Below are 23,133 nucleotides of genomic sequence, written 5' to 3' on the forward strand. Positions count from 1 at the left end.
GACAAATCGAGGCATCGATGTTCAACAAGATTCCTGCCCGGGCACTGAGCGACACGGTTGCCCAGCAGCTTCTCAAGCAGATCGACAAAGGCGCGTTCCCGCGCGGCGGCAAGCTGCCGACCGAGGCCGTGCTGGCGCAGCAGTTCGGCGTGAGCCGCACGGTGATTCGCGAGGCGATCTCGCGGCTGAAGAACGAAGGCGTGGTCGAGCCGCGCCAGGGCAGCGGCGTGTTCATCGCGGCGCACGGCGCGGTCCGGCCGCTGCGCATCGACTACGCGGAAGCCGTCGAGCCCGGCTCGGTGGTGCAGATCCTCGCGCTGCGGCGCGCGATCGAGGCGGAAGTGGCCTCCGAGGCCGCGATGCGCCGCAGCGATGCCGACATGATGGCGATCGACAGCGCCCTCGCCAAAATCGACCAGGCGGTGGCCGAGGGCGAGGAGGGCGTCGCCGAGGACGTGGCGTTCCATCGTGCGATCGCGGCGGCAACAGGCAATCCGTATTTCCTCAAGACGCTCACGTTCCTGAATCAATACCTCGAAGCCGGCACGTTCGTGACGCGGCGTAACGAAGCCTTGCGCGAGGACTTTTCGCGTCAGGTGCGCGAGGAGCACGCGGCGATCGCCGCCGCGATCCGCGCGGGCGATCCGATGGCGGCGCGCAACGCGGCGCGCACGCACATGTACAACGCGGCACGGCGTCTCGCGGAAGCGGGGATTTGCTGAACCGAGCGCGGAACTGAGCCGCTCCAGGCGCCGTGGGCGCATCAGCGGTTAACGAATTTTCAGAGGTCAAGCATGTCCAGAAATGTCGGTGTCATCGGTCTTGGTGCAATGGGCCTGGGTGTCGCGCGCTCGCTGCTGCGCGCGGGTTTTCGGGTTCACGCATGCGATCTGCGCAGCGAGGTCCTGCAGGCGTTCGTCGCGGAAGGCGGTGTGGGCTGTGCGACGCCCGCCGAACTCGGCGCGCAATGCGAAGTGGTCGTCACGCTCGTGGTCAATGCCGCGCAAACCGAGGCGGTGCTGTTCGGCGAACAGGGCGCGGTCCCGGCGATGAAGCCAGGCGCCGTGGTGATTTCGAGCGCGACGGTCGCGCCGGACTTCGCGATCGACCTCGGCAAGCGCATCGAGGCGGCTGGTTTGCAGATGCTCGACGCGCCGGTTTCGGGTGGCGCGGCGCGCGCCGCGTCGGGCGAGATGACGATGATGACCTCCGGTCCCGACGCCGCCTATGCCGCGTGCGAGGACGTGCTCGCGGCGATGGCGGGCAAGGTGTATCGCCTCGGCTCGGCGCATGGCGCCGGCTCGAAAGTGAAGATCATCAATCAGTTGCTGGCCGGCGTGCATATCGCGGTGGCCGCCGAGGCGATGGCGCTCGGTTTGCGCGAAGGCGTCGATCCCGACGCGCTGTACGAGGTCATCACGCACAGCGCGGGCAATTCGTGGATGTTCGAGAACCGCGTGCCGCACATTCTGAAGGGCGATTACACGCCGCTGTCGGCGGTCGATATTTTCGTCAAGGATCTCGGCCTCGTGCTCGATACCGCGCGTCGTTCGAAATTCCCGCTGCCGCTTTCGGCGGCCGCGCATCAGATGTTCATGATGGCGTCGACCGCCGGCCACGGCGGCGAGGACGACTCCGCGGTGATCAAGATTTTCCCCGGCATCGACGTGCCGGCGGCGCAGTAAGCACGGGAGCGAGCCATGACGTCCCCATCGAAACGCGCGCTTCTGGGCTGCATCGCCGATGATTTCACCGGCGCCACCGATCTCGCCAACATGCTGGTGCGCGGCGGCATGCGCACGGTGCAGACCATCGGCGTGCCCGAGTCGAATGAAACCATTGAAGCCGACGCGCTGGTGGTCGCGCTGAAATCGCGCACGATTCCCGCCGCCGACGCGGTCGCGCAATCGCTCGCCGCGCTCCACTGGCTGCGCGCGCAAGGCTGCCGCCAGTTCTTTTTCAAATACTGCTCGACGTTCGATTCAACTGACGCCGGCAATATCGGCGCGGTGACGGATGCGTTGCTCGACGCGTTATCCGCCGACGCGGCAAGCGCGGCCTTTACGATTGCATGCCCGGCATTCCCCGAGAACGGCCGTACGATTTATCGCGGTCATCTGTTCGTCGGCGATGCGTTGCTGAACGAATCGGGCATGGAAAACCATCCGCTCACGCCGATGCGCGACGCGAACCTCGTGCGCGTGCTGCAACGGCAGACGCAATCGAAGGTCGGTCTCGTGCGTTATGACGCCGTCGCGCAGGGCGTTTCCAAGGTACGTGAAGCGTTCGGCGCACTGCGCGGCGACGGCGTGCGGATGGCGATCGCGGACGCGGTCTCCGACGCGGATCTGTACGTGCTCGGCGAAGCCTGCGCCGACCTCACGCTGATCACGGGCGGTTCCGGCGTCGCGCTGGGTTTGCCCGCGAATTTCCGGCGTGCCGGCTTGCTCGCGGAACAGGCCGACGCCGCGCAATTGCCGCGCGTCGAAGGCTGGTCGGTCGTGCTGGCGGGCAGCGCGTCCAAGGCGACCAACGCGCAAGTGGCGGCATGGCGCGAGACGCGCTCGTCGTTTCGCATCGATCCGCTAGCGGTCGCGCGCGGCGAGCCGGTGGTCGAACAGGCGCTGGCGTTCGCACAGGAGCACTTCGATAAGGCGCAACCCGTGCTGATCTACGCGACCGCCACGCCCGACGAAGTCAAGGCGGTTCAGCGCGAACTCGGCGTCAACGAAGCGGGGCATCTGGTGGAAACGACGCTGGCGTCGATCGCACGCGGCTTGCGCGAACGCGGCGTGCGCAAGTTCGTGGTGGCGGGCGGCGAAACATCCGGCGCGGTGGTGCAGGCGCTTGACGTGCGCACGCTGCGCATCGGCGCGCAAATCGATCCGGGCGTGCCGGCTACCGCGACGACCGGCGCGGAACCGCTCGCGCTCGCGTTGAAATCAGGCAACTTCGGCACGACCGATTTCTTCGAAAAAGCGCTGCGTCATCTCGAAGGAGCCGCGCCATGACCGGCGCGCCCGCACTGCACGTCAACGATGAAGCCAGGGTCCGCGAGGAAATCTGCGTGAGCGGCGCGAGTCTTTATCAGCGCGGCTACACCGTGGGCACCGCCGGCAACATCAGTGCGCGCCTGAACGACGGCTGGCTGATCACGCCCACCGACGCCTGTCTCGGCCGGCTCGATCCCGCCGAGATCGCCAAGGTCGATTTCAACGGTAACGCGGTGTCGGGCGGCAAGCCGTCGAAAACACTCGCGCTGCATCGCGGCATCTATGCGCGCAACGGCGAGGCGCGCGGCATCGTCCACACGCACTCGACGCATCTGGTCGCGTTGACGCTCGCGGGCGTATGGCGCGACACCGACGTATTGCCGCCCATCACGCCGTACTACGTGATGAAAGTGGGCCACGTCCCCCTGATTCGTTATCGACGCCCAGGCGACCCGCAAGTGGCCGAACAGATCGCCGCGCTTGCCGATACCGTGCGCGCGGTTCTGCTCGAACGGCTCGGTCCGGTGGTGTGGGAGCGCTCGGTGGCGCACGCCGCCTATACGCTGGAAGAACTCGAAGAGACCGCGCGCCTGTGGCTGATGACGAATCCGCGGCCCGCGCCGCTTGATGAAGCAGCGCTCGAAGAACTGCGCACCGTGTTCGGCGCGCGCTGGTAAGAACCTGACATACACAATGCCGGACGACACCGCGATGCGGTGCGCACGGCAATACATCGAAGGAGACAATGCATGAGTTCCTATCAGTCCGCATCCAGCCGCCCGCTTGCAGCGGCCGTGGGGCAACCCGGCGCTGACGAAGTCGAGCGCACTTACAAGAAAGTGTTCTGGCGCATCGTGCCGTTTCTGATGCTGTGCTACGTGGTCGCGTATCTGGACCGCGTGAACGTCGGCTTCGCGAAGCTGCAGATGTCGCAGGATCTCGCGTTCAGCGAGACCGTGTTCGGTCTCGGCGCCGGCGTATTCTTTATCGGCTACTTCCTGTTCGAATTGCCGAGCAACATTCTGATGCACAAGATCGGCGCGCGAATCTGGATCGCGCGGATCATGATTACCTGGGGTTTGCTCTCGGCGCTGTTCGTGTTCGTGAAAACGCCGATGCAGTTCTACACCTTGCGCTTCCTGCTGGGTCTCGCCGAAGCGGGTTTCTACCCCGGCGTGATCCTGTATCTGACGTACTGGTTCCCGTCGCATCGGCGCGCGAAGATCATTGCCGTGTTCATGTCGGCGATTCCGGTCTCGGGCATTTTCGGCAATCCGCTGTCGGGCTGGATCATGCAGCGCTTCCACAACAGCAGCGGTTTCGCCGGCTGGCAATGGATGTTCCTGATCGAAGCGCTGCCCGCGCTCGCCATCGGCATCGCCACGATCCTGTATCTCGACAACGGCATTGCCAGCGCGAAGTGGCTGAGCGAGCGCGAAAAGCGCCTGCTCACCGATGAAATCGCCGCCGCGCAACCGCAGGAGAAAACGCAAGCGCATTCGCTCGGCGCGGTGTTCCGCGATCCGCGCACGTGGTGGATGTCGCTGATCTATTTCGCGTTCGTCACGGGGCAATACGGCCTGACGTTCTGGATGCCGACGCTCGTCAAATCGACTGGCGTGAGCGGTGCGTTCAATATCGGCCTGTTGAGCGCGATTCCGTTCCTGTGCGCGATCGTCGTGATGAACCTGATGGGACATAGCGCGGACAAGCGCCGCGAACGCCGCTGGCATCTGATCGTGCCGGCGCTGTTCGGTGCAATCGGCTTTACGGTGGCCGCTTCGTTCGCGGAGAACACGGTGGTGTCGATTACGTTTCTCTCGCTCGCCGCCGCCGGTGTCCTGACCTGCGCGCCGTTATTCTGGTCGCTGCCCACCGCCTTCATGTCGGGTGCGACCGCCGCGGCCGGCATCGCGATCATCAATTCGATCGGCAATCTCGCGGGTTTTGCGAGTCCTTACATGATCGGTTATCTGAAGGACCTCACGCATAGCACGCAAACCGGCATGTATGTGCTGGCCGGCATGCTGGTGATCGGCGCGATCGCCACCTGGCTCACGCCGGCCAAACTGGTCAATCGCTAAACCGGGTCGCGCGCGGCGCACCGATCGTTTTCGTTGCCGCGCGCCGATCCGTTTCAAAGGAGTTGCTGTCATGCCTCGCTTCGCCGCCAATCTGACGATGATGTACAACGAGCACGCCTTCCTCGACCGTTTCGCCGCCGCGGCAAAAGACGGCTTCAAGGCGGTCGAGTTTCTGTTTCCCTACGATTTCCGCGCCAGCGAAATCAAGGCGCGGCTCGATGCGGACGATCTGACTCAGGCCCTCTTCAATGCGCCGCCCGGCGACTGGGCCGCGGGCGAGCGCGGCATTGCCTCGCTGCCGGGCCGCGAGGACGAATTTCGCCGCAGCGTCGATACGGCGCTCGACTACACGCGAGTCATCGGCAATCGCAAGCTGCACGTGATGGCCGGGCTGATCGGCGCGGACGAATCGCGCGCCCGGCATCGCGACGTGTATCTGAAGAATCTCGCCCATGCCGCGAAGGCCGCGCAAGCCGACGGCGTCACGGTGGTGATCGAGCCGATCAACACGCGCGATATCCCCGGCTTCTTCCTGAACCGTCAGGACGACGCGCAGGCGATTTGCGCGGAAGTGGGCGCGCCGAATCTGAAGGTGCAGTTCGACTGCTATCACTGCCAGATCGTCGAAGGCGATCTCGCGGTGAAACTCAAACGCGATATGGCGGGCATCGGCCACATTCAGATCGCCGGCGTGCCGGAGCGGCACGAGCCCGACGTCGGCGAATTGAACTACCCGTACCTGTTCGATCTGATCGACTCGCTCGGCTATGACGGCTACATCGGTTGCGAATACCGGCCGCGTGCCGGCACGTCAGCGGGCCTCGGCTGGCTGGAGCCGTATCTGCATAACGCCTGTTAAGAGAGACGAAAAACATCATGAAAGTACTGATTACCGGCGGCGCGGGTTTTCTCGGCCAGCGCCTCGCGCGTGAACTGCTGGCGCGCGGTTCGTTGAAGGGCGCGGACGGCAAGCCGCAAGCCATTGCCGAACTCGTGCTGCTCGACGTGGTGCGCGCAAGCGATTTCGGCGACAGCCGCGTGCGCGCGGAAGTGGGCGACATCGCCGAGCGCAGCGTGCTGGAACGCGTGATCGACGAGCGGACCTCGGCGATCTTTCATCTGGCCGCGATCGTGAGCGGGCAAGCCGAAGCCGATTTCGATCTCGGCATGCGCATCAATCTGGATGCGTCGCGGCTGCTGCTCGAAGTTTGCCGGCAACGCGGGCACCAACCGCGCGTGCTCTTCACGAGTTCGGTGGCGGTGTATGGCGGCGAGTTGCCCGATATGGTGCGGGACGATACCGCGTTGAAGCCGCAGTCGTCGTATGGCGCGCAGAAGGCGATCGCGGAACTGCTGCTCAACGATTACGCGCGGCGCGGTTTCGTCGACGGCCGCGTGGTGCGGCTGCCCACCATCAGCGTGCGGCCGGGCAAGCCGAACGCGGCGGCGTCGTCGTTTGCGAGCGGCATCATCCGCGAGCCGTTGAACGGCGAGGCGGCCGTGTGCCCGGTGGCGGGCGCGACGCGCTTGTGGCTGCTGTCGCCGCGCAAGGCGATCGAGAGCCTGATCGCCGGGCTCGAACTCGACGCCGCGTTGCTCGGCAACCAGCGCGTGCTGAACCTGCCGGGCATCTCGGTGAGCGTCGACGAGATGGTGGCCGCGTTGCGCGAGGTCGCGGGCGACGAGGCCGTGAAGCGGATCGTGTGGGAGCGCGATGCGCGCGTGGAAAAGATCGTCGGCAGCTGGCCGGGGCGGTGGGATACGTCGCGCGCCGAAAGCCTGGGCCTCACCGGCGAGCGCAGTTTCGCCGACGTGATCCGCAGCTATATCGCGGACGAACAGATTCAGATTCGCTGAAACACTTCAAAAGCTTCGTGCCGGCGGCCCCGAGCGCACTTTCGCCGGCGCGAACGCGTCGATCTTCCGATCCTTCTCCGACTCTCGTCACAACAATAGACGGCCCGCACGTATTCCCTGGTGCGGGCCTGACCGCGCTTGACATGCTTTCGGCCACGCGCCTATTATCGTGTCCAGTTGTTCGATATACGGCCATTGCGTTCATATAACGAACTTTCTGGCAAATCCCGAACGCGTCGCCCACCATCCTGCGCTAAGCTGATCCAACGTCACCGCTGCCCCGCAGCCGATTTCCGTTGCGTTCGCGGAGCCGGTACGTCGGCGCATCTCGCCCGCGCCGCCGTGCTTTACCTCTCGCACCGCGGGGTGCGGGTCCGGGGTGCGGTCCATCACGGCGCGGCGCACGCAGCCTATCAACTGGAGACATCACATGACCGAAGCATTCCTGTGCGACGCGATTCGCACCCCCATCGGCCGCTATGCGGGTTCGCTGTCGTCGGTGCGCGCCGACGACCTGGGCGCCGTGCCGCTCAAGGCGCTGATGGAGCGCAACCGGAACGTCGACTGGAGCGCGATCGACGACGTGATCTACGGCTGCGCGAACCAGGCCGGTGAAGACAACCGCAACGTCGCGCGCATGTCGCTGCTGCTGGCCGGTTTGCCGCAAGACGTGCCGGGCTCGACGGTGAACCGCCTGTGCGGTTCGGGCATGGACGCGGTGGGCATCGCCGCGCGCGCGATCAAGTCGGGCGAGGCCGCGTTGATGGTGGCGGGCGGCGTCGAAAGCATGAGCCGCGCGCCGTTCGTAATGGGCAAGGCGGCCAGCGCGTTTTCGCGCCAGGCCGACATTCACGACACCACGATCGGCTGGCGTTTCGTCAACCCGTTGATGAAGCAGATGTACGGCGTCGATTCGATGCCGGAGACCGGCGAAAACGTCGCGACCGATTACAAGATCAGCCGCGCCGATCAGGACGCGTTCGCGCTGCGCAGCCAGCAGAAGGCGGCGCGCGCGCAACGCGACGGCACGCTCGCGCAGGAAATCGTCGGCGTGACGATCGCGCAGAAGAAGGGCGATCCGATCACGGTGTTGCAGGACGAACATCCGCGCGAAACCAGCCTCGAAGCGCTAGGCAAACTGAAGGGCGTGGTGCGCGCCGACGGCACCGTGACCGCGGGCAATGCGTCGGGCGTGAACGACGGCGCGGCGGCGCTGCTGCTCGCCAACGAAGCAACGGCCAGGCGCTTCGGCCTCACGCCGCGCGCGCGCGTGCTGGGCATTGCAACGGCCGGCGTCGCGCCGCGCGTGATGGGCATCGGTCCGGCGCCCGCCACGCAAAAGCTGCTCGCGCGGTTGAACATGAGCATTGGCCAGTTCGACGTGATCGAGCTGAACGAGGCATTCGCCTCGCAAGGCATTGCGGTGCTGCGCACGCTCGGCGTTGCCGACGACGACGCCCGCGTGAACCCGAACGGCGGCGCGATCGCGCTCGGCCATCCGCTTGGCATGAGCGGCGCGCGTCTGGTGACCACCGCGATGTATCAGTTGCAGCGCACGCAGGGCCGGTTCGCGCTGTGCACGATGTGTATCGGCGTCGGACAGGGCATTGCGATTGCTATTGAACGCGTGTGATGGTTTAGGCGTTATTCGAGCCGAAGCGCAGCCTCATTGAACAGCCCCGTCACGCATGCGACGGGGCTGTTTCATTTGATGCGGCGCATGGGTTCGCGGCTCGATGGATCTATGCTTGATTCACGATCGCCATCACGCCGGATCGAACCGATTTTTCAAGGAGAGCGTCAATGAAACTAGCGACGATTACCGCAACGCTGATAGCGGCGGCGCTCGCGGTGGCTCAGCCGGCGTGCGCGCAAGATGCGATGGCCAGCGCCGCGCAAGGACCCGCGCTCGCCGTGGAGCCGGTGCACGTGAAGGCGGAGATCGTCGGCATCGATCCGGGCAGCCGTGCGCTCACGCTCAAGGGTCCGCAAGGCAACACGGTGATCGTGCTGGTGGGCCAGCAAGTCGCCGCTTTCGATCAACTGAAGGTGGGCGATCGGGTAGACGTGCTCTACAAGAATGCGCTGCTCGTGAAGGCGGAAAAAGTGACCGCGAAGGGCAAGGGAAAGGGCAGTCGTGAACGCGTCGATACGCAGGCGTACGCGCCGGCCTCGGGCGGTCTCGATTCGACGCGCGAGATCGAAACACTCGCCACCGTGCAGAAGATCGATCGGACCAGGCGACTCGTCACGCTGCGCGGCGCATCCCGGACGCAAACGCTCGAAGTCAGTCCCGAGGTCGATCTGGCAGACATCAAGGCCGGCGACACGATACACGCGGTATTCGTCTCGGCTGCGGCCGTGCAGGTGACGCCGCAACAAGCGGCGCAATGAGGCGCAAATAAGTCGCAATGAGACGCCATAGGGCCGCCATAAGGCGCACCGATTCGCGGTGCGCCGGGCAGGCTAACGCGGCGCGGGCGGGCCCAGGCTCAACCATGCGAGACGCCCCAGCCAACGCCTGAACGCACCGGTTTTCGCCGGCAGCGCACTCGTGAGCGAGACGCGCGCGGCGCGTTCGCCGTCGGTGCTGAGCCAAACGCGTTCGCCGCGTTGCAGCCGAAACTCCTCACCGGGACCGAGCCAATGATCGTACGGGGAGCTGACGCGGGTGAGCCAGAGGCGCGCGCCCTGTACGGCGAGCGTGCTGTCGGCGTCGACGCGCCATGTCAGCGTGGCGCCTGGCATCACGGAAAAATGCACCACCACTTTCGGCAGACGTTCGTCCTGCTGACACGCATACAGACTCGAATCGTCGTCCATGCACTGCGGGCTTGCCTGATCCATCTTGCTCTCCGTCATTGAGCCGGCAGACAGAGGCGCCCACAAAACAAAAGGCCCCTTCCGTTACCGGCGGGGCCTTTGGGGTCTTGTGTCGCAGATTCAGACTGCTAACGCGCACATGCTCCCAATGGCCAGCCGATGATGGCTCGCTTTGGGTTTTTAATCGCTACGGCGATGGAGGTGTGCGTCAACATGAAAACGAGTGTGCCGTTTTGCCGCATGGCTTGTCAATGACAGATTGCCGTAGTTCGTTCATCGGCGCGCGCCGCGGCTTGCAACAATCCATGTCGGGATATGTGGCGGTGCAGTCGGGTTGCCCGCGAATGCTTGTGCTCACGCGTCGAGATGAATCCGCAAGCCCGACGCGCTATAAAGCGCGGTGGCCTTGAAGCTGTCCACCGTGACCGTCGAAAAGCGGCCTTGCAGACCGTTGCAATCGAGCAGGGCGATCGTGTCGCCAACCTTCGGCGTGAAGCCGGCGGCGAACTTCACATGCAGCGTGCCGCCGACGATCGACGTCTGCCCGCCGACCGCAAGCCGTCCCTGGTCACCCGCACCGCGATCGATCTCCAGCGTGCCGCCCGCCAGTTGCGTGTATTTGCCGCCGATCTTCACACGCGACGTTGCGTTCACGGCCACGGTGCCGCCGCTCACATACACGTCGCCCGTGCCGAATGCGTTTGCCGATCCGGCCACGAGCACGCCGCCCTGCACCTGAGTGCCGCCGCCATACGTATTCGAGCCCGCGAGCGTGAGCGAACCCGTGCCGTTGAAGGTCAGCTTGCCGGCGCCCGAGATGTCGTTGCGCCACGTGTCGGCTGCGTTGAAGCCGCCTTGCGCGGCGTCCATCGACACGACGACGTTGCCCGCGAACGCGCCATAACCGTCGGCGGCGGCGAACAGGTTCAGACGCCCCCAGCCTTCGGCGTCATCGAGTGCGGGAAAACCGGACGGCAGGGCGGTGGTCTTCAATACGACGCGGCGCTGGTCGGCGCTCAGATACGGCAGGCGCGTTTCGAGCAGCACCTCCGCGCCTTTCGGCACGACGGCGGGCATGGTGGTCGCGGCGCTCGGCGCGAAGCCGAACGTCAGGCGGCGCAGATAGTTGGCCTTGTTGGCCGCGTAATCCGCGAAGCGGTCGCTCGCTGGCGTGCCCGATTCGGCGAACGCGCGGAACGTGACGGCGTTCGTGCCGGTCAGCGTGTACAGCGTGTCATGCGCTTGCCTGAAGGCCGCCTGCTTGAGCGTCGCGTTGTTCGGATCGACGAGGTTCGCGGCGACCACCGCTTCGCCGAGGATGCGTCCGCCGATCACGTCGAGCGGTGAATGCATGCCGGCGAGAATGCGGTTCTCGCCCAGTTCGAGGCCGCGGCTCAGCATTTCCTGGTAGCGCTCGGGCAACGCGTAAGCCATCGCGAGCGCGTCGCGCACGCCTTCGGCGGAATGGCCGCTTGGGAAGCCGCTGTCGGTCGACGGCGTGGCGCTCTCGGCGGGCACGAGCGTCGGCGCGACGATCACGCTGCTGCTCCAGCGGTACGGTCGCGCATATTTGTAGAAGCGCTTCGCGGGTTCCGTGGAACCGTTGGTGCCGATCGCATTGATGAAGCTGACGACCGAGCCGAACTGCGCATTCGCGGTGCCGCTCACGCCGGTATTGTTGCCGCTGTCGTTGTACACGGTGGTGGTCGCGTTCGCCGGAATGCTCGTGATGCTGGTGGTTTGCTGCGCGGCGCTGCGCCATGCGGCGGTGAGCGGGCCCATGCCGTCGGAGACGCTGTAGCCCTTGCCGCGGCGGTCGTCGTAATACGCGGCCTCGGCTTGCGCGGCCGTGCGCTGCGTGGTGGCGGTGACCACATACTGGACGTTCGCGTTCAGCACCGTGGGGTTCAACGCGGTGCCGTTCGGTGTGCCGTCGCTCGGCACGCCGGTCCAGGCGGAAGCCACGACGGCCGGGAAACTGCCCACGGCGGGCGCGCTGACGCCGGCGTCGACGATATCCGTCAACGGTTGCCACAAGGTGCGAAAGCTGTTGAGCACGCGCACGCCCGCGTTGGTTTCCATCGTGGCGTAGCGCGCATCGCCGCGCTGGTTGCTGAACGCGTTGTCGACGAATGCGGCCACCGAACTTTGTACCGGCGCGCTGTCGACAAAGCCGGGATCGGCGGGCGCAGCGGGCACGGCCGCGACCGTCGCGGCCGAACGGGTGCCGTCGTCGATGCCGTCGCCGCCGCAGGCACCGAGCAGAAGTGCGGAGCTCGTGGCGACGAGCAGTAGACTGAAGCGAAGGAATTGCGACGAATGCATGGTGGCCGTGTCCGTAAGGTTGCGCAAGAAAGCGCGCAGTCTAGCGGGGCCGCATGAAGCTAACGTTACACTTGCCGACGCATCCCGGACCTTGCAGGCCGCATCAGCGATGCGGTTTTACCGGGGATCGACGGCCGGCGCATCCACCACCGGCGGCTCGACGATCATCGACGGGAAGCGGATTTCGAACGTGGTGCCCACGCCTTGGCGGGACGCAAAATCGATCTGCCCGTTCAGCACGCGGCACAGCTCCTTGACGATCGCGAGTCCGAGTCCCGTGCCGGGAATGTCCTCGCCCGCGGCGCGTTCGAATTCGTCGAATACGCGGTCCTTGTCCGAAGGCGCGATGCCCACGCCGGTATCCGACACGCGAATCGACCAGTGATCGGCGCCGGCCAGCGCGAAGCTGAATTCGATTTGCCCCGAGGTCGTGTACTTGGTCGCGTTCGACAACAGGTTGACCGCGATCTGCTTCAGCTTGAGCCGATTGGACGTGACCGCGCCCAGCGCCGGATCGAACGATGTGCGCAGCACCAGCCCCTTGGCCTCGATCGCCGGGCGCGATGCGGCGGCGAGTTCGTCGTAAAGCTCGCGCAGTTCGACTTGCTCCAGGGTGAGCGGCGCGCCGTCGCCGAGTACGACGGAGTACTCGACCATCTGGTCGACGAGCTGTTTCATGTCGGCGGCCTGGCGATTGGCGAGCGCCAACGCGGTGTCGGCCTTGGCGGGCGCGCGTTCGATCAATTGCAGCGCGATCGAAAACGCATTCAGGAAGTTGCGCAGATCGTGCACGACGCTACGCGTGATCTGCATCCTCGATTCATAAAGATCGCTGACGAGCCGCTGTTTCAGCGTCAGTTCGTGGTTCGCGCGTTCGAGCCGGCCGGTGTACTCGTCGATCTTGCGGTCGCGCTCGCTGACCACCTCGCGGATCGACGTGAGCGTGACCATGCTGAGCGTCTCCGCAATCAGGCGACGAGCGCGGCTTTCGTGGCGGCGCGTGAACGTGCTGTCACGCTCGGCGAATTGTTCGAGCGCTTCCACGAGCACCTGGTGGAAGAGATCGAGCTCACGCACGAGTTCCTCGATCCGGTAACCCTGGCGCCAGCGGACCTTGCCGTGTTGCCTCGCATTGCGTTCGATCGCCGGCTCGACCCGTTCGAGATCCTCGAGGTCGAGCGCGGCGCACAGACCGTCGAGAATGTCGGGCAGGTGATCCGCAAGTTGCTGATAAGTGAGTTTGTCCGCTTCGACCAGGTCGGCGTCGCCGAACACGGCTTTCATCCATTGCCCGGTCAGTCGGGTCCGCTCCGAGCGAACGAAGTCGGCGAATTGGTGCAGCGGGCTAACGCGTGTGTCGGTCATGATGATGCATCGGGATCGGGTTTCTACTACTTGTCTATGCTCGAACCACACCGGACGCGTCGAACGGAAGGCGGGTCATGACGCCTCGCGAGCAAGCACTTTCGGCTGGGATGAGTGGGCGCCTGGCCGCCGGGCGCTGTGCTCCGGTGTTCGAGAGCGCGTCGCCGCCGCCGATGATTGGCGTCATTATCGCCGCAATGGGCGTTCGCGGAACAGCGCTCGCGTGGCGGTGGCGCAACCGCGATGAGGTTCGACTCCGCCGCCCGCGATGGGCGAGCTTAAGCGCGCCTTGCAGCGTGAATCACCGCGGGCGCGTGCGCGTCGGCGTCACGCGCCTTTAGAAAATCCACGAACGCGCGTAACGGCGCGGGCAGATGACGGCGCCCCGGATAGTACAGAAAGGGCCCCGAAAAGCGTTGCCACCAGGGCTCGAGAATCGGCTCCAGCGCTCCGCTGTCGAGATGCGGGCGCAACATGTGCTCGAACAGATGAATTACGCCCACGCCCGCGACGGCCGCATCGATCGCCAGATCGATCGCGGCGCTGGGGCGCACGAGCAGCGGCCCCGACGGATTCAACTGCAGCACTTCGCCGTCGCGCTCGAAATACCACGCCGGCGTGGCGCCTCCCGCGAATTGCACGCGCAGGCAGGCATGCGAAAGCAGCTCGCGCGGGTGCCCGGGCCGGCCGTGCGCGTCGAGATAGCCCGGCGCGGCGGCGGTGGCGAAGCGCTGCGCGCGCGGCCCGATCGGCACCGCGATCATGTCCTGTTCGAGCCGTTCGTCGTAGCGAATGCCGGCGTCGCAGCCGATCGACAGTACGTCGACGAAGCCGTCTTCCACCACGACTTCCACGCGGATGTCGGGGTACGCCTTCAGGAACGGCGCGATGACCTCGGGCAAGTCGATGCGCGCCGCGCTCAGCGGAACGTTGAGCTTGAGCGTGCCGGTGGGCTTGTCCCTGAAGCCGTTCAGAACGTCGAGCGCGGCTTCCATTTCGCTGAACAGGGGCGTCAGCTTTTCGATGAGACGAAGGCCGGCTTCGGTCGGGGCCACGCTGCGCGTGGTGCGGTTCAGCAGGCGCAGGCCGAGCTTCGACTCGAGACGGCGCACGGCGACGCTCAGACTCGATGCCGACACGCCGCTGCTGCGCGCGGCGTCCCGAAAGCCGCCGGCGCGGGCGACTGAAACGAAGGCGGCAAGGTCGTTCAGTTCCATGGCGATTGTGCATATTTTTAAACAACCCGTGCACGTTAAGCCGATTTATCTAACAACGCAACCGGCTCATACTGCCGCTCAATCGTTCATCAAGGAGAGCGCCATGCCGAATTTCACTTCCGCCACCCGCACCTTTTCGCTTGCCGGCCGACCCGTGCGGCGCATGGGGTACGGCGCGATGCAACTTGCCGGGCCCGGCGTCTTCGGGCCGCCGAAAGATCGCGACGCGGCGCTCGCGGTACTGCGCGAAGCGGTGGCGTCGGGCGTCGATCACATCGATACCAGCGACTTTTATGGACCGCACATCACCAACCAGTTGATTCGCGAAGCGCTGCATCCCTACCCGGACAACCTGACGATCGTCACGAAGGTGGGCGCGGTGCGTGGCAGCGACGGCGCGTGGCTGCCGGCGTCCGAGCCGCAAGATATCGAGCGCGGGGTGCACGACAATCTGCGCAACCTCGGACTCGACGTGCTCGACGTCGTCAATATGCGGATCATGGGCAGCGTGCACGCTCCCGCCGAAGGCTCGATCGAAAAGCAGGTGACGGCGCTCGCCGAGCTTCAACAGCGGGGGCTCATTCGCCACATCGGTTTGAGCAACGTGACCGCGGCGCAGATCGACGAGGCGCGGCGGATCGCGGAGGTCGTCTGCGTGCAGAACCAGTACAACCTGGTTCATCGTGAAGACGATGCGCTGATCGACGATCTGGCGGGCAAGGGGATCGCTTACGTGCCGTTCTTCCCGCTGGGCGGCTTCACGCCGATTCAATCGTCGGCGTTGTCCGGCATCGCGCAAGCGATCGGCGCGACGCCGATGCAGGCCGCGCTCGCATGGCTTCTGCATCGCGCGCCCAACATTCTGCTGATTCCAGGCACGTCGTCAGTCCAGCATTTGCGCGAAAACCTGCAGGCCGCGCAATTGCGTTTGACCGATGACGTGTATGCGGAACTCGATGCAATCGGCAAAGCCGACCACAAGGCGTAATCGCGCCGCGCGAAGTCCGACGCACGCCGATAGCCGCGTCACGCCAAACTACCAGGCGTTACCGCCATTGCTGCAAGAATGACTTGGCGGCGCCTGAGTTTTCCCGGCTGCGAATGGTAAATTGAGTTGCGCGCAATCGGGAGACGAGGTCTATGGCGATGGACTCAAATCAGTCGGGCAGTGCGTTTCCCGCATTGACGAGTATCCGGTTCATCGCGGCATTCGCGGTCGTCGTCTCTCACTACTCGGAAAACAATCTGCTGCCGTTGCCGTCGGCGATATTCGATTTCATCGACGGCGGCCGTTCGGCGGTGTCGTTGTTCTTCGTGCTGTCCGGCTTCATTCTCACCTTCACGTATCGCGACAAACTCGGGCACGGCGGCGTGCGCACGTTCTACGAAGCGCGGATCGCGCGGATCTATCCGATGATCCTGCTCGGTCTGCTGCTGTGCGTTCCCGTGGTGGCCTATCTTCTTTATACCGGCGACGCCTCCCTGATGCTGGAGTGGTATGCAATCAAGGAAGCGGTCTATCCGGCGCTCGTCGTTAGCCTCGTATGCCAGTTACTGTTGATCAACGGCTGGTTTCCATTTTCGGCGATCAAGCAGCCGTGGAACGGGCCGTCCGACAGCGTCTCCTGCGAGGTGTTCTTTTATCTGCTGTTCCCGTTTCTGCTGCGCCGGATGACGCGCATGCGCGCAGCGCGGATCGCGCTTGTCTCGATCGCGCTGTGGCTCGCGACGGGCGTGTGGATCGCGCTTCTGCATGCCTATATGCCGATCTCGCGCAGCGGCGCGATGATCTACTCGATGCCATTGTCGCGGCTCTCCGAGTTTGTCATGGGGATCGCCGCGGCCATTTTCTATTTGCGGCTTCGGGCGAGCGGCACGTCGCAACACGTTAGAGGCGTGGTGCTGATCGGCGTGGCATCGTTTGCCTTGACGGGGCTCAGCGCATGGCGGCCGGTGGCGCCGTCATTTTTTCTCGACGCGCCGTTGTTCGCCGCGCTGATACTCGGCCTCGCGTTGCTGGAGCGGCCGGTCGTGGGTCTGCTGAACTGGCGGCCGCTCGTTCGGCTGGGCGACGCGAGCTATTCGCTGTATCTCATTCACATGCCCCTCGCGCTCTGGTCGCTGATGCTTGGATTCGGACCATCGAACGGCTGGATGGTGATCGTGTTCTGCATCGTGGCGAGCCTGCTCTGCTTCAAACTATACGAAGAGCCGATGCGCAGGCGCCTCAAGGCGCGCCTCGCGAGGGTGATGACACCGCTTTCCGTCGGCAAGCCGGGGCAGCCCGTGGCTCGACCGACGCACGGAATGGACTCCGGTTGATTCGATCGAAGGACGGCGCGCTGGCTGACACGCCGTGCGTGGCGCGCTCTCAAACCGAGGCCGCGATGTGTTCCCGCAGCCATTGATGCGCCGGGTCGCGATGCGCGCGCTCATGCCATAGCATCGCCATCTCATAGCCCGGCACTTCCACGGGCGGCTCGACGGTTCGCAGCGCGCCGGTGCCGCGTACCAGCCGCGCGGGCACCATCGCCACGAGGTCCGTGCTCGCCAGCGCGGAGATCGCGAACAGGAAATGCGGCACCGACAGCACGACCTTGCGCGTGAGGCCGGCCTTTGCAAGCACCTGGTCCGTGATGCCGACGAAGCCGCCGCCGTCCGGCGACACGATCACATGCTCCAGCTTGCGGAACTGCGCGAGCGTCGGCCGGCGCTTCAAGCGCGGGTGGCCGGCGCGGCCCGCGAGAACATACCGCTCCGCGAAGAGCACGCGCCTTCGCAGCCCAGCGGGCGATCCTTCGCTCGTATGGAATGCGAGGTCGATCTCGCCCTGTTCCGCTTGCCTCGCGATGCGCGGCGGGACAGCTTCCACGATCGCGAGACGCGTGCCGGGAGCGGCCGCCCGCAGGCCGGCCAACGCGGGCAGGACGATGGTCGATTCGGCGTAGTCGGTGGCGGCGATGCGCCACGTGTGGGTCGCCCCGGCGGGATCGAAAGGCCTGGCGGGCGTCACCGCGCGTTCGAGCGCCTCCAGCGCTTGCCGCAAGGGTTCGCGCAGCGCCTCGGCTCGCGCCGTGGGCCGCATGCCGCGCGGTCCCGGCAGCAACAGCGGGTCGCCGAGGACATCCCTGAGTTTGGCGAGATGCACGCTGACCGACGGCTGCGAGAAGTTCAGACGTTCCGCCGCGCGGGTGACGTTGTGCTCGGAGAGCAACACGTCGAGCGTGACCAGCAGGTTGAGGTCGAGCCTTCTGAGATTATTCATTGCAATACCTGCAATATCGGTAATTCATTTCCAATATACCGTAGCGAGAACTATCGTGTTGCTTCTCACCACGATCAGCAATGAAGGCCACGATCATGAACGTTCTTATTGTCTACGCTCACCCCGAACCCAAATCGTTGAATGGGTCGCTCAAGGACTTTTCGGTCAAACGTCTCGAGCGTGCGGGGCACGTCGTGCAGGTATCCGATTTGTATGCGATGAACTGGAAAGCGTCGCTCGATGCGGACGATTTTCCCGGCAGGCAGGCCGGCGCACGTTTCGATCCATCGCTCGACTCGAAGCATGCGTTCGAGAATGGCTCGCAGAGTCAGGACATCGCGCTCGAACAGGAAAAGCTCAGATGGGCCGATGCCGTCATCCTGCAGTTTCCGCTGTGGTGGTTTTCGATGCCGGCGATTCTCAAGGGCTGGGTGGAGCGCGTCTATGCATACGGCTTCGCGTATGGGGTGGGGGAGCACTCCGACACGCGCTGGGGCGAACGCTACGGCGAAGGCACGCTGGCGGGAAAGCGCGCGATGCTGGTCGTCACGACGGGCGGATGGGAGTCGCATTATGGTCCGCGCGGCATCAACGGTCCGATCGACGATATCTTGTTTCCGATTCAGCACGGCATTCTGTATTACCCAGGCTTCGACGTGTTGCCGCCATTCGTGATCTATCGGACGAGCCGGATCGACGAAGCGAAATACGCAGAAGCGCGCGATGCGCTCGGCCAACGTCTGGACGCATTGGGCACAACCGCGCCGATACCGTTCCGGCCACAGAACGGCGGCGCGTACAGGATTCCGGCGCTGACGTTGCGGGACGAGATTGCGCCGGGACAGACCGGTTTCGCGGCCCATGTCGCCTGAACGTGACAGGTGTCGCTTCTTGCCGGGGGCGCTCAAGCGCAACGGGAGCGTCGCACCGTTCGCGATGCGCGGTTCACGCTCGCCGCCTGCGACATGCGCTCTGCCGTATCAATCGATGCCGTGAAACACGGCGTCGTCCGGGCCGAGATACGCGGGCGGGCGCCATGCGGCGTCGCGCATCGAATGCTGGACCAGCTTTTCGACGCCCAGCAGCACCGCGAAAATCGCCATCCGCACCGGAATGCCGTTGTCGGTCTGCCGGAAAATCGCCAGCCGTGAATCGTGATTCAGATCGACGCTCAGGTCGTTCGCGCCCGGCCGGCTGTCGCGCGGCAGCGGGTGCATGATCAGCGTATCGGTGCCGCACACGCTGTCGACCAGCGCCTGATTGATCTGGAAATCCGGCGTATAGCCCTCGAACGATTCGTCGGTGAAACGCTCTTTCTGAATGCGCGTGGCGTACACCACGTCCGCGCCGCGCAAGCCGTTGGGCAGATCGCTGGTCTGCTCGATCACGTGGCCGTTGCGCGAAATCTGCTCGATGATGTAGCCCGGCATCTCGAGCATGGGCGGCGAGACCAGCGTGAACTTGATGCCGCGATACAGCGCCAGCAGCTTGACCAGCGAGTGCACCGTGCGCCCGTACTTCAGGTCGCCCACCAGCGCGATATGCGCGCCGTCGACGATCTTGCCGAGCCGCGAAAACTCGCGCTGGATGGTGTAGAGATCGAGCAGCGCCTGGCTCGGGTGTTCGCCGGGGCCGTCGCCGCCGTTGATCACCGGCACGTTGGTGGCGCGCGCGAATTCGGCCACCGAGCCTTGTTCCGGATGGCGGATCACCAGCGCGTCCACGTAGCCGCTCATCACGCGGCTCGTGTCGTAGATCGATTCGCCCTTGGCCATCGACGAAAACGTGAAGCCGGTCGTGTCGCACACCGAGCCGCCCAGCCGGCAGAACGCCGCACCGAAGCTCACACGCGTGCGCGTGCTGGCCTCGAAAAACAGATTGCCGAGCACGGCGCCTTCCAGCACACGCGAGATTTTTCGGCGCCGCGCGATCGGCTGCATGATGTCGGCCACACGAAACAGCGCCTCGACCGAGTCGCGCGAGAACTGATCGACCGACAGCAGTTGCGGCTTGCCCTCGAACAGCATCTGACTCGCGAGCGACTGTGAGTCTACGCTTTGCGTATATTTTTCGCCCGGCTCGCCGTGCACGACGATCTCCGACACGAAGCGCTCCACGATCTCCGGCATGGCCCGCGATTCCTGCGAGTCGTCCGGCAGGAGCCAGGTGTCGAGCGCCCGGCGCGATACGCCGATGCGGCCGGCGAAGGTGTCGCGGGTCATGTTCAGGCGACGCATCGCATCGCGTAGGAAGGCTTGTTGCGGGACGCTCATGCGGGCACCTGTCGGAAGGGAGGAAGTGTACGGGCGATGTACGCGGTGCGTATATTAGTTTCCCGGCGTCAGAAGTCAAGTCATTTTGCGATGGCTTTGCCAGGCAGCGCCGGACGCGGTTACACTGCGCTTCATGCATTCCGGCCAAACGCTCCGACTCCGTCCGTCAATCGCCGCACGCCTCGCTTTCGCGAGCGCCGTGGTTGCACGCGCGAACCGCGCGGGCCTTTCAAGCGTTAGCGCCAAAGCCAAAAAACAGCCGCTCATCTGACCGGAGCACGCTGTTCCGTCAGATGTGCGACGGAACAGCCGGTCAACGCCCGCCTGCGGCATTTCCTGTCTTTCCTCCCTCGCACCGCTGTACGGAATCGATACGGTCGTCATCGAGGTAAAGACATGTCTATTTTTTCGGGTATCTGGGTTCCGCTCATCACGCCTTTCGCCGACGGCGAAGTCGATCACGCCGCGTTGCGCGCGTTGGTGCGCCGTTACGCCGACGCGGGCATCGCCGGGCTGGTCGCGCTGGGAACGACCGGCGAGCCGGCCGCGCTCGACGCCGCCGAACAGGACGCCGTGCTGGCGACGATTCTCGACGAAGCGAACGCCGCCGCCCGCGACGCGCACGATGCGCCGGCACTGCCGGTGCTGGTTGGCGTATCGGGCAATCACACGACGAGCATGCGCGAGCGCATCGAGCAACTGAACCCGCTGCCGATTGCCGGCGTGCTGATGGCCGCGCCGTATTACATCCGGCCGTCGCAGGCGGGCATCGTCGGCCATTTCACGGCGCTTGCCGATGCCAGCGAGAAGCCTGTCGTGCTCTACGACATTCCCTATCGAACCGGCGTGCGCATGGAACTCGGCACGCTGCTGACGCTCGCCGCGCATCCACGGATTCACGCAATCAAGGATTGCGCCGGCTCGCTCGACACCACGCTAGCGCTGATTCGCGACGGCCGTTTGCGAGTGCTCGCCGGCGAGGACATGAATCTCTTCAACACCTTGTGTCTGGGCGGCAGCGGGGCGATAGCCGCGTCGGCGCATGTGCGCCCCGAGCGGTTTGTCGCGCTGTATCGCGCGCTCGCGGCGGGCCGCCTCGATGAAGGGCGGCGCATTTTTCACGCGCTCGCGCCGCTGATGGAGGCACTGTTCGCGGAACCGAATCCGGCGCCGGTGAAGGCGCTGCTGGCCGCCCAAGGGCTGATACGCGACGAATTGCGCATGCCGATGACGCGCGCTGGCGACGCGCTGGTCGCGCGGTTGCTCGCGCTGGAAGGTGATCTCACCTCGGCGTGAAGAATTTACATGTGCTTGCACCACATTGGGCAGGTTCGGAATATTCCGAGATGATCATTCGGCATGCCAGGTGATAATTGCGACACTTTTTTCACGATTATCACCGGGTTCGTCCGGTGCACGCCTTATGCAGTTATCCCTGTTAGTTCCGTTTGCCGATGTCTTGTCCTACTTAGTAGCAGCGCTCAATTCGTGCCATCCGCGCTCCGCGCGTCGTCGCTCGCCGTGCGTGTGGGGCCGCTGATGTCCTCCGTCCTTTTTTCCGGCCGCCTGAGCAGCGGCTCTATCAGCTTCGTTACTCGCCGCACCGCTGTGATCATCGCCGCCAGCGCAGCCCTCAGCACGGCGGCGCTGGCGCTCGCCGCCGGCATCGCGATCGGCTTGCACTGGCCGGCCGAAGCATCCGGCAATCCCGACTCGGGCCGTGTCGAGCGCGACTATACGATCGGTGAACTCGGCAAGTTGAACGCGTCGGTGGCGCAGATCGAACCGCGTATTGCGCGCCTGACCGCGCAGATCGGCGCGCTGCACGATTTCGAGTCGCGTCTGAATACACCCAGGCGGTCGCCACGCGCGCCGGCCATGCCGGCTGGCGCTGAAGACCTGGCTGGCGATAGCGAGGGCGGTCCTTTATTGCCGCCGCGCCGCTGCGTCGACGTGAGCGCGCAGCCCGGCGATCGCGCCGACCCCGCGCGCACCCGGCAACAACTGGACTGCATGTCGGCGGTGCTGTCGTCATTGGAACGGGAGAGCGCCGGCCTCCAGATGGCCTATAACGCGTTTCCCGGCCGCATGCCTGCCGACGGCGCGCGCTTCGGCTCACCGTTCGGCAACCGCGCCGATCCGTTCACGCGTCGTTTGAGCTTTCATTCCGGCATCGATCTGGTCGCGTCAACCGGTACGCCGATTCTGGCGGCGGCCGGCGGCCGCGTGATCTTCGCCGGCGAAAAGTCGGGTTATGGCAAGGTGGTCGAAATCGATCATGGCAATGGTTTCATGACACGCTACGGCCACGCGTCGCGCATTCTCGTGCATGCAGGCGATCTCGTACTGCCGCGCCAGCATGTCGCCGACGTCGGTTCGACCGGGCGTTCCACCGGTCCGCATCTGCACTTCGAGGTGCTGGTCAACGGCGTGCACGTCGATCCGGCCGCCTACCTCGCGCTCTTCGCACCCGCACGTCATGGATGAGCGGCGTTTCTCCCGTAATGCGATCGGCCTCACGCAGCGCGCCTATACATTGCAGCCCGCGCGTTCGCTCGGCGTTCGCGTGATGCTGTGGCTAGCCGCGTGCGCGGCCAGCGCCGCCATCGGCGCAACGGCCCTGATGGTTTGGCAAGCGCAGCGCGCCGGAGCGCTTGCGGACTCGTGCCATGCGGCGCCCGTCCCGCCGGATGTCGTGCAGGCGGAACTCGAGCGCACACGCCTTGCGCTGGCACAGGAAACAGCGGCGCGCGGCGCCGTGCAGAAAACCGCCGACAGCGCGGCTGCCGAAGTCGCGCGTTTGACCAGCCAACTGCAGTTTCTGCAAGGGCGGGGCAAGACGAAAGCCGCTTCTGCAACGGCGTCGAGCCGCTGAGCACGCTCACGCAGCAACCCGGCAACCGCGCCTGACGCAAGCGCCGGACAAGCAAG

Annotated in this window: 20 protein-coding genes and 1 pseudogene; 15 read left to right on the forward strand and 6 right to left on the reverse strand. The window is 65.1% G+C overall.

Going from position 1 to position 23,133, the window contains the following annotated elements; genetic code table 11:
* Positions 1–17 precede the first annotated feature (17 nt).
* The 9 genes and pseudogenes from BUE39_RS03730 (at position 18) to BUE39_RS03770 (ending at position 9,328) form a co-directional block, all read left to right on the forward strand.
* Complete coding sequence (locus BUE39_RS03730) at positions 18–722, forward strand: FadR/GntR family transcriptional regulator (RefSeq protein ID WP_073427311.1); 705 nt, start codon at positions 18–20, stop codon at positions 720–722.
* 39 nt (positions 723–761) lie between these two features.
* A pseudogene (ltnD, locus tag BUE39_RS03735) lies at positions 762–1,685 on the forward strand (L-threonate dehydrogenase); the annotation flags it as partial.
* Between the two features lie 15 nt (positions 1,686–1,700).
* Positions 1,701–3,011: a 3-oxo-tetronate kinase gene (gene otnK / locus BUE39_RS03740; protein WP_073427313.1), complete on the forward strand. Its 1,311-nt coding sequence runs from the start codon at positions 1,701–1,703 to the stop codon at positions 3,009–3,011.
* A complete protein-coding gene (gene otnC / locus BUE39_RS03745) occupies positions 3,008–3,670 on the forward strand; it encodes a 3-oxo-tetronate 4-phosphate decarboxylase (protein ID WP_073427314.1) in 663 nt (220 codons plus the stop codon). Before otnK ends, otnC begins: the two co-directional genes overlap by 4 nt.
* Before the next feature lie 72 nt (positions 3,671–3,742).
* Positions 3,743–5,077 carry an MFS transporter gene (locus BUE39_RS03750; protein WP_073427315.1) on the forward strand — a complete coding sequence of 445 codons (1,335 nt, stop codon included), beginning with the start codon at positions 3,743–3,745 and terminating at the stop codon, positions 5,075–5,077.
* 70 nt (positions 5,078–5,147) lie between these two features.
* Positions 5,148–5,936: a 2-oxo-tetronate isomerase gene (otnI, locus tag BUE39_RS03755; RefSeq protein ID WP_073427316.1), complete on the forward strand. Its 789-nt coding sequence runs from the start codon at positions 5,148–5,150 to the stop codon at positions 5,934–5,936.
* Positions 5,937–5,953: 17 nt separating this feature from the next.
* The gene (denD, locus tag BUE39_RS03760) at positions 5,954–6,934 is read left to right on the forward strand and encodes a D-erythronate dehydrogenase (RefSeq protein WP_073427317.1); all 981 of its coding nucleotides are present in this window, start codon (positions 5,954–5,956) and stop codon (positions 6,932–6,934) included.
* A 430-nt stretch (positions 6,935–7,364) separates the two neighbouring features.
* Positions 7,365–8,567, forward strand: coding sequence for a 3-oxoadipyl-CoA thiolase (gene pcaF, locus BUE39_RS03765; RefSeq protein ID WP_073427318.1), 1,203 nt, complete (start codon positions 7,365–7,367; stop codon positions 8,565–8,567).
* A gap of 170 nt (positions 8,568–8,737) precedes the next feature.
* Complete coding sequence (locus BUE39_RS03770) at positions 8,738–9,328, forward strand: hypothetical protein (RefSeq protein ID WP_073427319.1); 591 nt, start codon at positions 8,738–8,740, stop codon at positions 9,326–9,328.
* 72 nt (positions 9,329–9,400) lie between these two features.
* Here the strand turns inward: BUE39_RS03770 and BUE39_RS03775 are convergent, their stop codons facing one another.
* The 4 genes from BUE39_RS03775 to BUE39_RS03790 all read right to left on the reverse strand — a co-directional run bounded on the left by BUE39_RS03775 (position 9,401) and on the right by BUE39_RS03790 (position 14,664).
* On the reverse strand, positions 9,401–9,781 hold the full coding sequence (locus tag BUE39_RS03775) for a DUF2917 domain-containing protein (RefSeq protein WP_073427320.1): 381 nt from the start codon (positions 9,779–9,781) through the stop codon (positions 9,401–9,403).
* A 330-nt stretch (positions 9,782–10,111) separates the two neighbouring features.
* Positions 10,112–12,082 carry an acid phosphatase gene (locus BUE39_RS03780; RefSeq protein ID WP_073427321.1) on the reverse strand — a complete coding sequence of 657 codons (1,971 nt, stop codon included), beginning with the start codon at positions 12,080–12,082 and terminating at the stop codon, positions 10,112–10,114.
* 117 nt (positions 12,083–12,199) lie between these two features.
* A complete protein-coding gene (locus BUE39_RS03785; RefSeq protein ID WP_073427322.1) occupies positions 12,200–13,447 on the reverse strand; it encodes a sensor histidine kinase in 1,248 nt (415 codons plus the stop codon).
* A 278-nt stretch (positions 13,448–13,725) separates the two neighbouring features.
* A complete protein-coding gene (locus BUE39_RS03790) occupies positions 13,726–14,664 on the reverse strand; it encodes a LysR family transcriptional regulator (protein WP_073427323.1) in 939 nt (312 codons plus the stop codon).
* A gap of 103 nt (positions 14,665–14,767) precedes the next feature.
* Here BUE39_RS03790 and BUE39_RS03795 point away from each other — a divergent pair, with 103 nt between their 5' ends.
* A complete protein-coding gene (locus BUE39_RS03795) occupies positions 14,768–15,652 on the forward strand; it encodes an aldo/keto reductase family oxidoreductase (RefSeq protein ID WP_073427469.1) in 885 nt (294 codons plus the stop codon).
* 152 nt (positions 15,653–15,804) lie between these two features.
* Positions 15,805–16,986, forward strand: coding sequence for an acyltransferase family protein (locus BUE39_RS03800; RefSeq protein WP_073427324.1), 1,182 nt, complete (start codon positions 15,805–15,807; stop codon positions 16,984–16,986).
* Between the two features lie 49 nt (positions 16,987–17,035).
* Here BUE39_RS03800 and BUE39_RS03805 read toward each other — a convergent pair whose 3' ends face one another.
* Positions 17,036–17,944, reverse strand: a complete 909-nt coding sequence (locus BUE39_RS03805; protein ID WP_073427325.1) for a LysR family transcriptional regulator — start codon at positions 17,942–17,944, stop codon at positions 17,036–17,038.
* A gap of 80 nt (positions 17,945–18,024) precedes the next feature.
* On the opposite strand from BUE39_RS03805, the gene BUE39_RS03810 reads away from it, so the two are divergent.
* A complete protein-coding gene (locus tag BUE39_RS03810) occupies positions 18,025–18,801 on the forward strand; it encodes an NAD(P)H-dependent oxidoreductase (protein ID WP_073427470.1) in 777 nt (258 codons plus the stop codon).
* A gap of 108 nt (positions 18,802–18,909) precedes the next feature.
* Here the strand turns inward: BUE39_RS03810 and BUE39_RS03815 are convergent, their stop codons facing one another.
* Positions 18,910–20,202, reverse strand: coding sequence for an aspartate carbamoyltransferase (locus BUE39_RS03815; protein ID WP_073427326.1), 1,293 nt, complete (start codon positions 20,200–20,202; stop codon positions 18,910–18,912).
* 396 nt (positions 20,203–20,598) lie between these two features.
* Between BUE39_RS03815 and dapA the strand changes: the two genes are divergently transcribed.
* The 3 genes from dapA (at position 20,599) to BUE39_RS03830 (ending at position 23,077) form a co-directional block, all read left to right on the forward strand.
* Positions 20,599–21,498 carry a 4-hydroxy-tetrahydrodipicolinate synthase gene (dapA, locus tag BUE39_RS03820; protein ID WP_073427327.1) on the forward strand — a complete coding sequence of 300 codons (900 nt, stop codon included), beginning with the start codon at positions 20,599–20,601 and terminating at the stop codon, positions 21,496–21,498.
* Positions 21,499–21,741: 243 nt separating this feature from the next.
* Positions 21,742–22,689 carry a M23 family metallopeptidase gene (locus BUE39_RS03825; RefSeq protein WP_073427471.1) on the forward strand — a complete coding sequence of 316 codons (948 nt, stop codon included), beginning with the start codon at positions 21,742–21,744 and terminating at the stop codon, positions 22,687–22,689.
* Complete coding sequence (locus tag BUE39_RS03830; protein WP_073427328.1) at positions 22,682–23,077, forward strand: hypothetical protein; 396 nt, start codon at positions 22,682–22,684, stop codon at positions 23,075–23,077. Before BUE39_RS03825 ends, BUE39_RS03830 begins: the two co-directional genes overlap by 8 nt.
* Positions 23,078–23,133: the final 56 nt, after the last annotated feature.

The sequence above is a fragment of the Paraburkholderia terricola genome, from assembly GCF_900142195.1.
Classification (GTDB): Bacteria; Pseudomonadota; Gammaproteobacteria; order Burkholderiales; family Burkholderiaceae; genus Paraburkholderia; species Paraburkholderia terricola.

Excerpts from the sequence above, each read along its gene's own strand:
- BUE39_RS03830 (WP_073427328.1), top strand. The coding sequence starts at position 22,682 with ATGGATGAGCGGCGTTTCTCCCGTAATGCGATCGGCCTCACGCAGCGC.
- BUE39_RS03825 (WP_073427471.1), top strand. The coding sequence starts at position 21,742 with ATGTCCTCCGTCCTTTTTTCCGGCCGCCTGAGCAGCGGCTCTATCAGC.
- BUE39_RS03800 (WP_073427324.1), top strand. The coding sequence starts at position 15,805 with ATGGCGATGGACTCAAATCAGTCGGGCAGTGCGTTTCCCGCATTGACG.
- BUE39_RS03810 (WP_073427470.1), top strand. The coding sequence starts at position 18,025 with ATGAACGTTCTTATTGTCTACGCTCACCCCGAACCCAAATCGTTGAAT.
- BUE39_RS03795 (WP_073427469.1), top strand. The coding sequence starts at position 14,768 with ATGCCGAATTTCACTTCCGCCACCCGCACCTTTTCGCTTGCCGGCCGA.
- dapA (WP_073427327.1), top strand. The coding sequence starts at position 20,599 with ATGTCTATTTTTTCGGGTATCTGGGTTCCGCTCATCACGCCTTTCGCC.
- BUE39_RS03730 (WP_073427311.1), top strand. The coding sequence starts at position 18 with ATGTTCAACAAGATTCCTGCCCGGGCACTGAGCGACACGGTTGCCCAG.
- BUE39_RS03780 (WP_073427321.1), bottom strand. The coding sequence starts at position 12,082 with ATGCATTCGTCGCAATTCCTTCGCTTCAGTCTACTGCTCGTCGCCACG.
- otnI (WP_073427316.1), top strand. The coding sequence starts at position 5,148 with ATGCCTCGCTTCGCCGCCAATCTGACGATGATGTACAACGAGCACGCC.
- denD (WP_073427317.1), top strand. The coding sequence starts at position 5,954 with ATGAAAGTACTGATTACCGGCGGCGCGGGTTTTCTCGGCCAGCGCCTC.
- BUE39_RS03750 (WP_073427315.1), top strand. The coding sequence starts at position 3,743 with ATGAGTTCCTATCAGTCCGCATCCAGCCGCCCGCTTGCAGCGGCCGTG.
- BUE39_RS03770 (WP_073427319.1), top strand. The coding sequence starts at position 8,738 with ATGAAACTAGCGACGATTACCGCAACGCTGATAGCGGCGGCGCTCGCG.
- BUE39_RS03790 (WP_073427323.1), bottom strand. The coding sequence starts at position 14,664 with ATGGAACTGAACGACCTTGCCGCCTTCGTTTCAGTCGCCCGCGCCGGC.
- otnK (WP_073427313.1), top strand. The coding sequence starts at position 1,701 with ATGACGTCCCCATCGAAACGCGCGCTTCTGGGCTGCATCGCCGATGAT.
- BUE39_RS03785 (WP_073427322.1), bottom strand. The coding sequence starts at position 13,447 with ATGACCGACACACGCGTTAGCCCGCTGCACCAATTCGCCGACTTCGTT.
- BUE39_RS03775 (WP_073427320.1), bottom strand. The coding sequence starts at position 9,781 with ATGGATCAGGCAAGCCCGCAGTGCATGGACGACGATTCGAGTCTGTAT.
- BUE39_RS03815 (WP_073427326.1), bottom strand. The coding sequence starts at position 20,202 with ATGAGCGTCCCGCAACAAGCCTTCCTACGCGATGCGATGCGTCGCCTG.
- pcaF (WP_073427318.1), top strand. The coding sequence starts at position 7,365 with ATGACCGAAGCATTCCTGTGCGACGCGATTCGCACCCCCATCGGCCGC.
- otnC (WP_073427314.1), top strand. The coding sequence starts at position 3,008 with ATGACCGGCGCGCCCGCACTGCACGTCAACGATGAAGCCAGGGTCCGC.